This is a genomic window from Streptomyces sp. NPDC047453 (assembly GCF_040643155.1).
In the GTDB taxonomy this organism is placed as follows: domain Bacteria; phylum Actinomycetota; class Actinomycetes; order Streptomycetales; family Streptomycetaceae; genus Streptomyces.
In genome coordinates, this window is sequence record NZ_JBEYTS010000011.1 from 131,866 (window position 1) to 145,599 (window position 13,734).

General features: G+C 69.9%; 14 protein-coding genes and 2 tRNA genes. 6 read left to right on the plus strand and 10 right to left on the minus strand.

Features of this window, described 5'->3' with window-relative positions:
* Positions 1-33: 33 nt before the first annotated feature.
* On the minus strand, positions 34-810 hold the full coding sequence (locus ABZ818_RS13400) for a DUF881 domain-containing protein (protein WP_361413485.1): 777 nt from the start codon (positions 808-810) through the stop codon (positions 34-36).
* 140 nt (positions 811-950) lie between these two features.
* Between ABZ818_RS13400 and crgA the strand changes: the two genes are divergently transcribed.
* The gene (gene crgA, locus ABZ818_RS13405) at positions 951-1,205 is read left to right on the plus strand and encodes a cell division protein CrgA (RefSeq protein ID WP_225076462.1); all 255 of its coding nucleotides are present in this window, start codon (positions 951-953) and stop codon (positions 1,203-1,205) included.
* Between the two features lie 269 nt (positions 1,206-1,474).
* Here the strand turns inward: crgA and ABZ818_RS13410 are convergent, their stop codons facing one another.
* A complete protein-coding gene (locus tag ABZ818_RS13410) occupies positions 1,475-2,398 on the minus strand; it encodes a rhomboid family intramembrane serine protease (RefSeq protein ID WP_361413488.1) in 924 nt (307 codons plus the stop codon).
* A 131-nt stretch (positions 2,399-2,529) separates the two neighbouring features.
* Positions 2,530-3,063, minus strand: a complete 534-nt coding sequence (locus ABZ818_RS13415; RefSeq protein WP_361413491.1) for a peptidylprolyl isomerase — start codon at positions 3,061-3,063, stop codon at positions 2,530-2,532.
* Between the two features lie 371 nt (positions 3,064-3,434).
* Between ABZ818_RS13415 and ABZ818_RS13420 the strand changes: the two genes are divergently transcribed.
* Both ABZ818_RS13420 and ABZ818_RS13425 read left to right on the plus strand, forming a co-directional pair.
* A complete protein-coding gene (locus ABZ818_RS13420) occupies positions 3,435-4,145 on the plus strand; it encodes a DUF5324 family protein (RefSeq protein WP_361413493.1) in 711 nt (236 codons plus the stop codon).
* A gap of 138 nt (positions 4,146-4,283) precedes the next feature.
* On the plus strand, positions 4,284-4,550 hold the full coding sequence (locus tag ABZ818_RS13425; RefSeq protein WP_361413496.1) for a hypothetical protein: 267 nt from the start codon (positions 4,284-4,286) through the stop codon (positions 4,548-4,550).
* A gap of 150 nt (positions 4,551-4,700) precedes the next feature.
* On the opposite strand, the gene ABZ818_RS13430 is transcribed toward ABZ818_RS13425, so the two are convergent.
* A tRNA-Ala gene (locus ABZ818_RS13430) sits at positions 4,701-4,773 on the minus strand.
* 181 nt (positions 4,774-4,954) lie between these two features.
* Between ABZ818_RS13430 and ABZ818_RS13435 the strand changes: the two genes are divergently transcribed.
* Positions 4,955-5,503 (plus strand): DNA-binding protein, encoded by a 549-nt coding sequence (locus ABZ818_RS13435; protein ID WP_361413499.1) that lies wholly within the window; start codon positions 4,955-4,957, stop codon positions 5,501-5,503.
* A gap of 73 nt (positions 5,504-5,576) precedes the next feature.
* Complete coding sequence (locus ABZ818_RS13440; protein ID WP_361413502.1) at positions 5,577-7,229, plus strand: serine/threonine-protein kinase; 1,653 nt, start codon at positions 5,577-5,579, stop codon at positions 7,227-7,229.
* Positions 7,230-7,284: 55 nt separating this feature from the next.
* Here ABZ818_RS13440 and ABZ818_RS13445 read toward each other — a convergent pair whose 3' ends face one another.
* Positions 7,285-8,631 (minus strand): hypothetical protein, encoded by a 1,347-nt coding sequence (locus tag ABZ818_RS13445; RefSeq protein WP_361413505.1) that lies wholly within the window; start codon positions 8,629-8,631, stop codon positions 7,285-7,287.
* Positions 8,632-8,865: 234 nt separating this feature from the next.
* The gene (locus tag ABZ818_RS13450; protein WP_003999697.1) at positions 8,866-8,994 is read right to left on the minus strand and encodes a DLW-39 family protein; all 129 of its coding nucleotides are present in this window, start codon (positions 8,992-8,994) and stop codon (positions 8,866-8,868) included.
* Positions 8,995-9,331: 337 nt separating this feature from the next.
* On the opposite strand from ABZ818_RS13450, the gene ABZ818_RS13455 reads away from it, so the two are divergent.
* A complete protein-coding gene (locus ABZ818_RS13455) occupies positions 9,332-9,685 on the plus strand; it encodes a DUF6344 domain-containing protein (RefSeq protein WP_361413508.1) in 354 nt (117 codons plus the stop codon).
* Positions 9,686-9,837: 152 nt separating this feature from the next.
* Here ABZ818_RS13455 and ABZ818_RS13460 read toward each other — a convergent pair whose 3' ends face one another.
* From ABZ818_RS13460 to gyrA, 4 genes are all read right to left on the minus strand, one after another.
* Entirely contained in the window at positions 9,838-10,062 is a 225-nt protein-coding gene (locus tag ABZ818_RS13460) for a GNAT family N-acetyltransferase (protein WP_361413511.1), read from the minus strand.
* 83 nt (positions 10,063-10,145) lie between these two features.
* Positions 10,146-10,219 (minus strand) — tRNA-Ile (locus ABZ818_RS13465).
* Positions 10,220-10,352: 133 nt separating this feature from the next.
* Positions 10,353-11,096, minus strand: coding sequence for a DUF3566 domain-containing protein (locus ABZ818_RS13470; RefSeq protein WP_361413513.1), 744 nt, complete (start codon positions 11,094-11,096; stop codon positions 10,353-10,355).
* An 18-nt stretch (positions 11,097-11,114) separates the two neighbouring features.
* Complete coding sequence (gyrA, locus tag ABZ818_RS13475) at positions 11,115-13,709, minus strand: DNA gyrase subunit A (protein WP_361413515.1); 2,595 nt, start codon at positions 13,707-13,709, stop codon at positions 11,115-11,117.
* Positions 13,710-13,734: the final 25 nt, after the last annotated feature.

The following is a 13,734-nucleotide window of genomic DNA, read 5'->3' on the forward strand; positions in this document are numbered from 1 at the left end:
CCGCACCGGCGGCGCGAGGCCCGGCACCCGCGTCTACTGCACGGGCTTCGCGTGCTGCAGGTCCACCGTGCCGGAGTAGCCGGGCAGCGTCGCCGTTCCGTCGTCGGTGACCTTCCAGCCGAGGCCGTAGACGTTGACGTACACCATGTAGTTCTGGATCGCCGGGGAGTCCGCGAGGGCCTTCTGGAGCTTCCCCGGATCACCGACCGCCGTGATCTTGTACGGCGGCGAGTAGACGCGGCCCTGGAGGATCAGCGTGTTGCCCACGCAGCGCACCGCACTGGTGGAGATCAGCCGCTGGTCCATCACCTTGATGCCCTGGGCGCCGCCCTTCCACAGCGCGTTGACCACGGCCTGGAGGTCCTGCTGGTGGATCACCAGGTAGTCGGGCTGAGGCTCGGGGTAGCCGGGGAGCTTCGCGGTGGCGTCGGGCGGGGCGTCGTTGAGCGTGACCGTGATCGCCTTGCCCGTGATCTTCCGGGTGCCCGCGCTCTGCTCCAGGCCGGACAGCCTGCCGTCCTGGGGCTTGCCGCCGTCGTCGCGCGCGGCGAGGGACTCGATGTCGTCGCGCAGGGCGGCGTTGGACTCGTCCAGCTCCTTGTTCTTCCGGCTGCGCTCCTGGACGAGGTCGGACAGCTTCAGAAGGGACGTGTCCGTGCGGATGTTGGTGCCCTTGGCCGTGTTGAAACTGGTGAAGAAGAGCAACCCGGCGAGGGCGAAGACGGCCACGGTCATGATCCGCACGGGCCTCGGGCGGCGCGTGCGGTCCGGGCCGGCACCCGTCCCCGGGAAGTCGGCAGAATTGCTCAACGTACCCTTATCTCCTTCGGCGCCGCGGAAGCACTACGCTAACGGACGTCCGGGGGAGTGCTCAGTGTGCCCTTGTACGCTGCCCCGGAGCCAGCCCAGTTCCCTGCGCGGCCACCAGCGCATCGACAGGAGAGACCCTCGTGCCGAAGTCACGTATCCGCAAGAAGGCCGACTACACGCCGCCGCCCGCCAAGCAGGCCGCGAGTATCAAGCTGGAGGGCCGCGGCTGGGTGGCGCCCGTCATGCTGGCGCTCTTCCTCATCGGCTTGGCCTGGATCGTCGTCTTCTATGTGACCGACGGATCCTTGCCCATCGACGCCCTGGGCAACGCGAACATCGTTGTGGGCTTCGGCTTCATCGCGGCCGGATTCGCCGTCTCCACGCAGTGGAAGTGACGTCGGCCTCCCGGTGAACACAGCTCTGCCCACGGGTATCCGCTGAGTTATCCACAGGCCGGAGGAATTTCCACATGCGGCCTGGGGAAAACGTCGATGATCTGTGGATAACCAGTGCCCCGTTGACACCGGTACGACTGTCACACCGCTCGTCCAGAGTGCGCACGCCCCCTGCCTGACCTGCGACAACACAGGTCGGCGACAGGGGGCACACGCGTTCCCGCACGCTATGCACAAGATCGGACACCAACTGTGGACAACGGACGCTCTCAGATGAGCTGAACCGTTCTGATCAGCGTCAACACGACGACGACCACCAGCACCAGCGCACAGGTGCCGTACTGCACCAGGTCCCGTCGCTCACGCGGGGCGTGCACCATCGCGTACCCCACCACCACACCGGCGACCAGACCCCCGATGTGCGCCTGCCAGGCGATGCCGCTCCAGCTGAAGGTGAAGATCAGGTTGATCACCAGCAGGACGATGATCGGCCGCATGTCGTAGTTGAGCCGGCGCATCAGCACCGCGGTGGCGCCGAACAGTCCGAAGATGGCACCCGAGGCGCCGAGCGTGGCCTGGCTGGGCGAGGCGAGCAGGTACGTCAGCGCGCCGCCCGCGAGCCCGGAGACGAAGTAGAGCGACAGATAGCGCAACCGGCCCAGGGCCGCCTCCAGGGGGCCGCCCAGCCACCACAGGCTCAGCATGTTGAAGCCGATGTGCCAGATCTCCTGGTGCGTGAACATCGAGGTCACCAGGCGGTACCACTCGCCGTCCGCGACACCCGAGGTGGGAGTGAAGGGAGCCGGCGGCCAGGCGCCGATCAGGACCAGGTCCCCGAGGAGCGAGGAGTCGGCGCTGACCGCGATGAACACCGCGATGTTGATCCCGATGAGGATCTTGGTGAGCAGGCGGGGGTCGGCGGTCATGGTGCCGCCGGCCAGCGTGCGGGGCCGCGACGCGGCGGGCGGGTGGCCGGTGCCGGAACCACCGCGGACGCAGTCCGGGCACTGGAAGCCCACGGAGGCGTCGACCATGCACTCGGGGCAGATCGCCCGGTCGCAGCGGGCGCAGCGGATACCGGTCTCGCGGCCCGGATGGCGATAGCACGTGGGCAGGCGGTGGGCGTCCGGCGGGCCCTGGTCCGCCGGGTCCTGGCCCGCCGGGCCCTGCGGGCTGCCTGGTGCCTGGTCCATGGGGTTCCCCTCGATTCGTCCTGCGCGGAGCACGGCTGCGGCTGCCCGTGGGCAATGCACCGCCCCGCCCATCCTTACGGACAAGCGGGGCGTTTGGTTCCCTAGGGGAGCTGTCGGGACGGGCCCTTCACTCAGCCTTCGCGGGTCTCGACGACGACCGACTCGATGACGACGTCGTTGAGCGGGCGGTCGGTGCGCGGGTTGGTCTGCGCGGTCGCGATGGAGTCCACGACCTTCTGGCTGGCCGCGTCGGTGACCTCGCCGAAGATGGTGTGCTTGCGGTTCAGCCAGGCCGTCGGGCCGACGGTGATGAAGAACTGCGAGCCGTTGGTGCCCGGGCCCGCGTTGGCCATCGCCAGCAGGTAGGGCTTGTCGAAGGAGAGGTCCGGGTGGAACTCGTCCTTGAACTGGTAGCCGGGACCGCCGGTGCCGTTGCCCAGCGGGTCGCCGCCCTGGATCATGAAACCGCTGATCACCCGGTGGAAGACCGTGCCGTCGTAGAGCTTCGCCGTGGACTTCTCGCCGGTGGCGGGGTGGGTCCACTCGCGCTCACCCTTGGCGAGTTCGACAAAGTTCCGAACCGTCTCGGGGGCGTGGTTCGGCAGGAGCCGGACCTCGATGTCGCCGTGGTTGGTCTTCAGGGTGGCGTAGAGCTGCTCAGCCACGATCTGCCTTCCGTTGTCTTCCTGTGACTCCCCGATCCTCGCACGGCCCGCGCCGTGCGTCGCCCAGCGGTCGCTTCCTGGGGGAGATCCGCCGGATTCGGTTGCGGAAAACCGGGCGAGTCCTCCCGGACGGGAGCGCGGCGCGACGATCCGTGGCATTGTCGACGACAAGCTCCTGTTGCTCCGTATTCATCCCTATCGCACGTGATCGTCTCCCGGCGGACTCCCGATCGGCAGGGCCACCGCGGTGACTGCGGTCGTCACCCGTGACCCGGATGCCCGTTCGCACATGCCGCCGGGCCCGTTGGCAGGCATGATCCGTAAAAGGGTGGAAAGTCGAATTACCGTACGCCACCGAGGAGGAGGAACCCGTGACCCGCATCGACAGCGTGCGCGCCGCGACCGGCTCGGCGAAGGACAGCGTGCTGCACGCCGCGGAAGTGGTGGCGCCCTACGCCGACACGGCCAGGGAAAGGGCCGCGCAATACGCACACGAGGCACGCGTACGGCTCGCGCCGAAGGTGACGCTGGCCGCCGACCAGGCCCGCGTCCAGTACGGCGCCCATGTCGCACCCCGGCTGGAGCAGGCCCGTACGCAGGCCATGGCCCATGTGCCGCCCAAGATCGACCAGGCCGCCCAGGAGGCCGCCGAGCGGACGCGCCGGGCCGCGCGGCAGGCCGCCGAGTACTCCCGGCCACGGATCGAGCAGGCGATGGCCGCGGCGGGGCCGGTCGCGGACGAGGCCGCCGCGCGCGGTGCCGCCGCGCTGGTGGCGCTGCGCGGTCAGGTCCCGGCCCGGAAGATCCAGAAGCTGGCCCGCACACACGAGCGGCGGGCGCGGGCCGGGCGCGTCGTGAAACTGCTCGCGCTGGCGGGCGCGCTCGCCGGCGGTGCCTTCGCCGCCTGGAAGTGGTGGGACAAGCAGGCCAACCCCGACTGGCTGGTGGAACCGCCGGCCGCGACCGAGGTGCCCGATTCTGGTCGGTTGGCGTCCGTGGACGGCACCGGCCAGTCCGTGCTTGACCCCGAGGTCCAGGCGAAGGAGGCCGAGGAGGCGGCGGACCGCGACGAACAGGGCTGACCGCCAGCGACGAAAGAGCCCGTCTGACCGGTGTTTCCACAGGTCAGGCGGGCTTTTGTCGCGTGCACGTGGCTACGGGTCCGCGAGCGGGTAGGTTGAGGTTGCCTGGGGCACCGACAGGGATGGAAGGGGGAACCCATGCTCGACGGAATCACGGGAACCATTGCCATCGGCGTCATGGTGGCGTCAGCAGTCGTCGGCGACCGTGCCTCGAAAAAGCGCAAGAAGGCTTTCTGGGAGCGCTATGGATCCTTCGAGGGGTTCCGGGGCCAGGTCGACGAGGAGAAGATCCAGCGGGTGCGCAGGGAACAGGGCGACGTCGCCGCCATCAAGCTGGTACGGCAGACCTACCCGTACGTCTCGCTCCTCCTCGCGAAGCGCTACGTGGAGGAACTCCCGGCGTAGCCGAAGGATCCCTGCCCGAAGGCGTCGGGGCGCGCTCCGATGCCGGACGGACAGGCGCGCATACACCGACGACCTGCCCGGGCGCACCGCGTGCGCACGAAAAACGCCCCCTGACACCGCGTTTCCGCAGGTCAGAGGGCATTTCACCAGTGGAGCCTAGGGGAGTCGAACCCCTGACATCTGCCATGCAAAGACAGCGCTCTACCAACTGAGCTAAGGCCCCGAACGAGAGCATCCGGCCGGAAGATCCGCTCACCGGTCGGTGCCGCAGACCAGAGTACCGGGTCACCCCCCGGATCTCGCAAAAAGATGGGGGCTCCCCGCGGCCGACCACTCTCCGTAAGATGCTCCGCGTGGTTCGCTACAGCGAACCACGGTACTTGGGGAAGCGATGGGGAGACGCAATGGACGCCGCACAGCAGGAAGCCACCGCAAGAGCGCGGGAACTGCAGCGGAACTGGTACGGGGAGCCGTTGGGGGCGCTCTTCCGCAAGCTCATAGATGACCTCGGGCTCAACCAGGCCCGGCTGGCGGGGGTACTGGGACTGTCCGCCCCGATGCTGTCGCAGCTGATGAGCGGCCAGCGCGCGAAGATCGGCAACCCTGCGGTGGTCCAGCGGGTGCAGCTGCTCCAAGAGCTGGCGGCCCAGGTGGCGGACGGCAGCGTCAGCGCGGCCGAGGCGACCGAGCGCATGGACGAGATCAAGCGGTCGCAGGGCGGCTCGGTGCTCAGCAACACCACGCAGACGACGAGCACTTCGGGGGCGCCGACGGTCAAGCGGGTGGTCCGCGAGATCCAGTCGCTGCTTCGCTCGGTCGCGGCGGCCGGTGACATCATCGAGGCCGCGAACACCCTCGCCCCGACCCACCCCGAACTGGCGGAATTCCTCCGGGTGTACGGCGCCGGCCGTACCTCGGACGCGGTAGCGCACTACCAGTCCCACCAGAACTGACGCCGCGGGGGTCGTATCGCGCGTCGGGGGGATGCGAGGGGGACAACCGCAGGGGGAGGAGCGACGCACAGCCATGGGTGAGGTCTTCGCCGGCCGGTACGAGCTGGCCGACCCAATCGGACGCGGGGGAGTCGGCGCGGTCTGGCGGGCATGGGACCACCGCCGTCGCCGGTATGTGGCCGCCAAGGTCCTTCAGCAGCGCGACGCGCACTCCCTGCTGCGCTTCGTGCGGGAGCAGGCGCTGCGGATCGATCACCCCCATGTGCTCGCACCGGCCAGTTGGGCCGCTGACGACGACAAGGTCCTGTTCACCATGGACCTGGTGGCCGGCGGCTCGCTCGTCCACCTGGTCGGGGACTACGGTCCGCTGCCCCCGGTGTTCGTCTGCACCCTGCTCGACCAGTTGCTGTCCGGGCTCGCCGCGGTGCACGCGGAGGGTGTCGTGCACCGCGACATCAAGCCCGCGAACATCCTGCTGGAGGCCACCGGGACCGGCCGGCCCAGGCTGCGGCTGTCGGACTTCGGCATCGCGATGCGGTTGGGCGAACCGCGGCTGACGGAGACCAACCTGGTGGTGGGGACGCCGGGTTACCTCGCTCCCGAGCAGATGATGGGCGCCGAACCGGACTTCCCCGCCGACCTGTTCGCCACCGGTCTGGTCGCCCTCTATCTGCTCCAGGGCGCCAAGCCAGACGCCAGAGCACTCGTGGAGTACTTCGCGGAGCACGGAACTCCCGGTGCGCCCAAGGGTGTTCCCGATCCCCTGTGGCAGGTCGTGGCCACCCTGCTGCAACCCGATCCGCAGGCCAGGTTCCGTACCGCGACGGGTGCGCGCAAGGCCCTCGTCACGTGCGCCGAGCTGCTGCCGGAGCCGGGCCCCGACGACGAGCTGATCGAGATCTTCGACCAACTCGGCCCGCTGCCACCGGGGTTCGGACCCGAGGGACCGCTCACCCGGAGCCCTGGGGTGACGGACGGGCGTACGACGGCGTCCGCCTCCGCCGGTTCGGCCACCGGGTCTGTGGTTCCCGGTACCGGTACCGGTACCGCCGCTTCCGGTGCCGGCTCCGCCACTTCCGGTTCTGGTACCGCTTCCGGTGCCGGCGGTGTGCCGGACCCGCGGCTCGATCCACGGGAGGGGACCGGGGCGACGCCTGGGACGGACGGCAGCGGCTTGTCGCCCGGACCAGCCCAGCCCTCCACCATGTCGGACACCGGCAGCTTCCACCTGCCGCCGCCCGAGACCGCCGCCCCGGAGTGGGAAGTCCCACGGCACCGGGCCGCTCCCCCGCAGGCTGTTCCACCCCCCGCCGCGCCCCCGCAGGCCGTCCCCCCGGCACCGGCCGCCCCGCCCTCCGGCGGCGTGCCGCTCGAACCCGCGGTCCAGCCCGCGACCCAACCCCCAGTCCAGCCCCCAGTCCAGCCCCCAGTCCAACCTCCAGTCCAACCCCCGGTCCAGCCCGCGGCCGCCCAGCCCGTGGTCCACGTCTCCGCCCACGACCCCACCCATGTGCTGTCCTCCCCCGATCCGCGGCAGCCTGCTGATGTCTCTACTGCTTCGTACACCGCTCAGTCCCCGCGGGTTCCCGTTCCGGCGCGAGGAATCTCACGCCACCGCGCCAGGCGCCCGCGCCGCCCCGGCCCGCCCGCGACGGCGGCGATCCCGCTGCTGCTCCTCGCCCTGGCCTGCTACGCCGTCGGTTTCTGGGCACTGAGCCGCCTGTGAGGACCGCAGGGGCCGATCCTGGCCGGGTCCCGGCTCCCCTGCCCCTCCCGCCGCCCTACTGGGCTTCGGCCCTGCGCCGGGCGAGCACGGTCCACACCCCGAGGACGGCCAGCAGGACCGTTCCCGCGCCGATCCCGCCGACGGCGAGCGCCCGGAGTGCCGCGGAGCCGTCCGCCGCCCCGGCCGGGGTCGCCGCGGCCCGGTCGTGGGCGGTGACCTCGAAGAGCCGGCCGGGCTCGGACCGGCCGGCGTAGTCCGGTCCCGGCTGTGCCGTGCCGTCCACCCGCACACGCAGGATCAGTCCGTAGGGCCCCTCGCCGAAGGAGTCGGCGGTCTGCGCGGCGAGGTGCACGACCAGGTAGTGGAGGCCGGCGAACCGCATCCCCTTGACCTGGTCGGCGAAGCCGTGGCGGTTGGCGTGGGCGACCGGCGGCAGGGGAGCGAGGGTGGCGGACGTCTGCCGGCCGGTGTAACCGGCGTACGCCTCCTCGACGTATCCGCGTACCGGGTTGTAGAGCGACAGGGTGAGCGCGCCGCTCACATAGCCGCTGCCGCCGCTGGAACTGCCCAGCTCGACGGTGGCGCTCGGCTGCTGTCCCCAGTCGACCGGGACCTGGTAGAAGACCGTCTGGCCAGGCCGGATCCGGGTCCGCCACACGCCTTGCCCCACCGCGCTCGCCGCGGCGAACCCGGCACCGCCGGCCCGTTCTGCCGCCTGGCCGGTGACCGGTTCGGGCGAGGCGGAGTTCCAGGACTCGGGCGCGCTGGTGGCCCCGGTGCGTTTCAGCGGCGGTTCCGAGACGGCGGCGAGTTCCAGGGGCCAGGCGTCGGACGAGGAGCCCTCGGCGCCGACGCGTTCGACGAGCACGTAGTACGCCCCGGCGCCCTGGCACAGGCTGCGGCCGGAGGAGACCTCGCGCGCGCCCCACGCTGCGATGGGGTGCGGACTGCGGCTCGGGCCGAAGTGAGCGGCCTGCGAGGAGCAGGAGGTGCCTCGGGCGTCCTGCACCGAGATCCTGAGGCCGTCGGTGGCGGCGACCGTGGTGCCGGGTCCGGGCACCGCCGTGACGGAGACGTAGGCGGTGGAGGTGGCGTCCAGGTCGAGGCGGTAGTAGAGCTTGCCGCTGCCCGGCAGGGAACTCCTATAGGTGTGGCCGGGCTCGAGGCGTGCGGCGTCCGTGCTGCTCGGGGCTCCGGTGACGGACCGGGCGCCGTCGGTGAAGGCGTACGGTTCCGGTTCGCCGGCCGCGAACGCGCTCGGGCCGGGGACGGCCGCCGCGAGGCACAGCGCCGCCGCGGCCGCGCCCAGGCGCACAGTGAGCTTGTGCGAGAGGTACCGGCCGCGCCGGTCACGCCGGGGGCTCCCTGCCCTCGCCTGTCGTTCCGCCCCACGCCCCACCATGCCGCGCCACCCCTCGCGTTCCGTCGCTCCGGACCGTCGCCCATCCTGCCCCGAGGGCCGCTACGCCATCCGCGCATTCCCCAGGCGCGTGCGCAACACCGGCCTCGGAAGCGACGCCTACCCCACCCTCCGCGACCCCGCAACACGAGACCCGGCCGGCCCGGCCGGGGGACCACAACACAAAACCCCGACCGCTACGGCGGTCGGGGCCTGCTCAGTTCGGGATGTCAGTGCTCACGAACCCGTGGGCACGGAGTCAGTCGCCTCCGTCCACAGATCCTGCTCGGCGCGATCCGCCTGGATCTGGCGGTACACGAGGAGCCCGCCGATGGCGGCCAGTGCGACCAGGAGAAGCTTCTTCACCGCGCGACCTCGTCTTTCCTTGACGTAGGGGACCTCTGGCGCCCGACTATACACACCGGCCGATACCGATCGGTGACCTGCGTCGGCCGTCAACTGCCGTGCGCGTGAGCACATTAGATGCTGACGAATCCGCTCCGATCGGAGCGTGATCACGTCCGCACGGACGGTGCCTTTGGCCACCCTCCTCCCGCCTTCACACCTTTTCACCGCTCATGCGCCCATCCGAGTGGTGTTCATCCGAAGATCGCCGCGCCACGGGCGTCGGTCCGCCACTTCGCGACGCTCATACACATGATGAGCAATGTACGCAAATCGCCCAACCCGAAAGTGAGGGGCCATGGACCAGCACAAGGTCATGAAGCTGTGGACCGCCATCGTCACCGCCTTCCTCGCGCTCTGCACGGCGCTCGGACTCATCACCACGACCGCCTCCACGGCCGCGGCCGCACCGCAGCCCGAGACGGCGCCCAAGAGCACCGCACCGGTGCCGGCACAGACGACGTCGTCCTTGTCCAGTCCCCACACCCCGTCCCTGCCTCCCACGATGAAACAGCGCATCCGCGCCGAGGCCCACGGAAGGACCCCCGGCTGCCGCCACCGCCCGCCGACCGACGCCTTCTCCCTCGCCGCCGAACCCCGAGGCCTCCCGGACGAACCGCCGGCCCGCCCGACCATCCCCCTCCAGCGCTGACAGTGCCGCACCGGCCCGGCCGGTGCCACCACCAGCACCCTTGACGTAACGGCGATTCGCGTACAGCACCAGCCGTAGAACGCGAAGCTCCCCGGGCACCACGACCGGGGAGCTTCGCCTGCGTGGAAACCGGAGCCGACCGTCGTCACCTGTCAACGCCGGTTCGCCTCGGACGCCCCGGAGACGGCCCGGCGCATCGCGCCTGCCATCAGCGCACGGCCGACGCCCTTGCCCCGCGCCTGCTCCGGGATGACGAGCCAGTCGACGTGATGGGTCGGCTCCTTCACTCCGAACAACAGCCCGCCGAGAAGATCCGGGCCCGAGGAGCCCTCGGAGGCGGCGACGAGCGCCGTGGACCGACGAATGTGCTCGTGCACCGTGCCGTGGGAGCCGGCACCCTCGACGATGCAAGCCCTTGAACGCCAAAGACCCCCAACCATCGGCTGGGGGTCTTTCACTGTGGGGCTAACAGGATTTGAACCTGTGGCCTCATCCTTATCAGGGATGCGCTCTAACCAACTGAGCTATAGCCCCGCCGCGCTCTGCGGTGTGTGTCCCGCGCGCTGACTCCTGAAGATTAGCGCACGAGGGGGGCAGTCCCAAAATCGGTTGTCACAGGACCGTCAGCGGACGTTTCGCGACACCGGCGCAGGCGCGGTCGGTCGGTCTACTCGTCCTCGGCCAGCGTCAGCTCGACGCCGCCGACGAAGCCCGCGGAGAGGTTGTAGATGAACGCTCCGAGGGTCGCGAGGGCCGTCGCCAGCACTACGTCGATCACGGCGATGATCGACGTGAACATCAGCACATGGGGAAGGGACAGGAAGGACTGGAGGTCGAAGCCGTTCGACTCGTTGGAGCCGGTGGCCTCCGAGATCGTCCCGCCGACCGTGGTGAACACACCCATCGCGTTCATGACCATCCACAGCACGGCGGCCGCCACGATCGTGCAGATGCCCAGGGCGATGGAGAGCAGGAAGCTGACCTTCATCACCGACCACGGGTCGGCCTTGGCCACACGCAGCCGGGCCTTGCGGGTGCGCGGTGTGGTACGCGCGCCCGTGCGCGGTCGGCGCACCGCCTGGGAGGCGGGCTCGGCCGACGGGTAGGCCTGCGGCGGGTGGTACGGCCCGGAGGGCTGCTGTGCCTGCCGCTCCCCCGGCAGCGGTGAGCCCGCCGCCTGCTGACCGGCCGCGGCGTTCGCCTGCTGGGCCTGCGGGCCTCGGGTGTTCGTCACCGTTCCCCCCTGGGATCCGTGAGTGTGGGGCGTGTGTGCATCGGTCGCGGGCGACTTGATCGCTTGCAGATTGGTCGTACGCGTGTCCGTCGCGGGCGCGGCGGAGCCACGGCCGCCGCCGTCCGCTCCCGTACCAGTGGAGGTACCGGCCGATCCGGCGCCCGTGGCTCCGCTCACGATGACTCTCTCCTCGTGCTACTCGGCCGAGGGCACCTCGCCCTCGTCCGTGCCGCTGGTCGCGGCCCCCTCGGCGGTCTCGTCCACGGCCACGTCGCCGTCGACTTCCTCCGCCTCGCGCCCCGCCTCGGCGTTACGTGCGATACCGACGACGGCATCGCGCTTCCCCAGGTTGATCAGTTGGACGCCCATGGTGTCACGGCCCGTCTCCCTGACCTCGTTGACTCGCGTACGAATCACGCCGCCCGAGAGCGTGATGGCGAGGATCTCGTCGGTCTCCTCGACAATCAGCGCCCCCACGAGCGAGCCGCGGTCCTCCACGATCTTGGCGGCCTTGATGCCGAGGCCGCCGCGACCCTGGACGCGGTACTCGTCGACTCGGGTCCGCTTGGCGTACCCGCCATCGGTGGCAGTGAACACGAACGTACCGGGTCGAACAACATTCATCGAGAGCAGTTCGTCGCCCCCGCGGAAACTCATGCCCTTGACACCCGAGGTGGCACGGCCCATCGGACGCAGAGTGTCGTCGGAGGCGGTGAACCTGATCGATTGCGCCTTCTTGCTGATCAGAAGCAGATCGTCATCGGCGGAGACCAGCTCGGCCCCGATCAGTTCGTCATCGGAACCGTCCTCCTGCTCGCGCAGGTTGATCGCGATGACGCCGCCGGAGCGAGGTGAATCGTAATCCTTCAGAGGCGTCTTCTTGACCAGGCCCGCCTTGGTGCCGAGCACTAGGTACGGCGTCGCCTCGTAGTCGCGGATCGCGAGGATCTGGGCGATGGCCTCGTCCGGCTGGAAGGCCAGCAGGTTCGCCACGTGCTGGCCGCGCGCGTCCCGGCCGGCGTCCGGCAGCTCGTAGGCCTTCGCCCGGTACACCCGGCCCTTGTTGGTGAAGAACAGCAGCCAGTGGTGCGTGGTGGAGACGAAGAAGTGGTCGACGATGTCGTCTTCCTTCAGCTTCGTGCCGCGCACGCCCTTGCCGCCGCGCTTCTGGGCGCGGTAGTCGTCGGTCTTGGTCCGCTTGATGTAGCCGCCGCGGCTGACCGTGACGACGATGTCCTCTTCGGCGATCAGGTCCTCGATGGACATGTCGCCCTCGTAGGGGATCAGCATCGTCTTGCGGTCGTCGCCGAACTTCTCGACGATCGCGGCCAGCTCCGCGCTGACGATCCCGCGCTGGCGGACCGGCGAGGCGAGGATCTCGTTGTACTCGTTGATCTTCGCCTGGAGCTCGTCGTGCTCCTGGACGATCTTCTGGCGCTCCAGGGCGGCCAGACGGCGCAGCTGCATCTCCAGGATGGCGTTGGCCTGGATCTCGTCGATCTCCAGCAGGCCCATCAGGCCCTCGCGCGCGACCTCGACGGTCGCGCTGCGCCGGATCAGCGCGATGACCTCGTCGATGGCGTCCAGGGCCTTGAGCAGGCCGCGCAGGATGTGGGCGCGCTCCTCGGCCTTGCGCAGCCGGAAGCGGGTCCGGCGGACGATGACCTCGATCTGGTGCGTCACCCAGTGGCGGATGAACGCGTCCAGCGACAGGGTGCGCGGCACGCCGTCGACCAGCGCCAGCATGTTGGCGCCGAAGTTGGTCTGCAGGTCGGTGTGCTTGTAGAGGTTGTTCAGGACGACCTTGGCGACCGCGTCCCGCTTGAGGACGATCACCAGGCGCTGGCCGGTGCGCGAGCTGGTCTCGTCGCGGACGTCCGCGATGCCGCCGATCTTGCCGTCCTTCACCAGGTCGGCGATCTTCTGCGCGAGGTTGTCCGGGTTGACCTGGTACGGCAGCTCCGTGACCACCAGGCACTGGCGGTTCTGGATCTCCTCGACCTCGACCACGGCGCGCATGGTGATCGAGCCGCGACCGGTGCGGTACGCCTCCTCGATGCCCTTGCGGCCGACGACGAGCGCTCCGGTGGGGAAGTCCGGGCCCTTGATCCGCTCGATCAGCGCGTCGAGGAGCTCCTCGTGGGAGGCCTCCGGGTTCTCGAGGTACCACTGGGCACCGGAGGCGACCTCGCGCAGGTTGTGCGGCGGGATGTTGGTCGCCATACCGACCGCGATGCCGGCCGAGCCGTTGATCAGCAGGTTCGGGAAGCGGGACGGCAGGACGGTCGGCTCCTGGGAGCGGCCGTCGTAGTTGTCCGTGAAGTCGACGGTCCCCTCGTCGATGTCGCGGACCATCTCCATCGACAGCGGCGCCATCTTGCACTCGGTGTAGCGCATGGCCGCCGCCGGGTCGTTGCCCGGTGAGCCGAAGTTGCCGTTGGAGTCCACCAGCGGCATCCGCATCGCCCACGGCTGCGCCAGGCGGACCAGCGCGTCGTAGATCGAGGAGTCGCCGTGCGGGTGGTAGTTGCCCATGACGTCGCCGACGACGCGGGCGCACTTGTAGAAGCCGCGCTCGGGGCGGTAGCCGCCGTCGTACATGGCGTACAGGACGCGGCGGTGGACGGGCTTGAGACCGTCCCGGACGTCGGGCAGCGCACGCGAGACGATGACGGACATCGCGTAGTCGAGGTAGGAGCGCTGCATCTCCGTCTCGAGCCCGACGGGCTCGACGCGCATGGCGAGGTCGCCGCCCTCTTCGGGGGTGACGGGAGTGTTCTCGTCGGCCATTGCTGGTGAGGATCCTTCCTGGTGC

What these genes read in the sequence shown, in the direction of transcription:
- gyrA (WP_361413515.1), bottom strand. Translation starts at nt 13,709, where the DNA reads ATGGCCGACGAGAACACTCCCGTCACCCCCGAAGAGGGCGGCGACCTC.
- ABZ818_RS13440 (WP_361413502.1), top strand. Translation starts at nt 5,577, where the DNA reads ATGGGTGAGGTCTTCGCCGGCCGGTACGAGCTGGCCGACCCAATCGGA.
- ABZ818_RS13435 (WP_361413499.1), top strand. Translation starts at nt 4,955, where the DNA reads ATGGACGCCGCACAGCAGGAAGCCACCGCAAGAGCGCGGGAACTGCAG.
- ABZ818_RS13410 (WP_361413488.1), bottom strand. Translation starts at nt 2,398, where the DNA reads ATGGACCAGGCACCAGGCAGCCCGCAGGGCCCGGCGGGCCAGGACCCG.
- ABZ818_RS13425 (WP_361413496.1), top strand. Translation starts at nt 4,284, where the DNA reads ATGCTCGACGGAATCACGGGAACCATTGCCATCGGCGTCATGGTGGCG.
- ABZ818_RS13455 (WP_361413508.1), top strand. Translation starts at nt 9,332, where the DNA reads ATGGACCAGCACAAGGTCATGAAGCTGTGGACCGCCATCGTCACCGCC.
- ABZ818_RS13445 (WP_361413505.1), bottom strand. Translation starts at nt 8,631, where the DNA reads ATGGTGGGGCGTGGGGCGGAACGACAGGCGAGGGCAGGGAGCCCCCGG.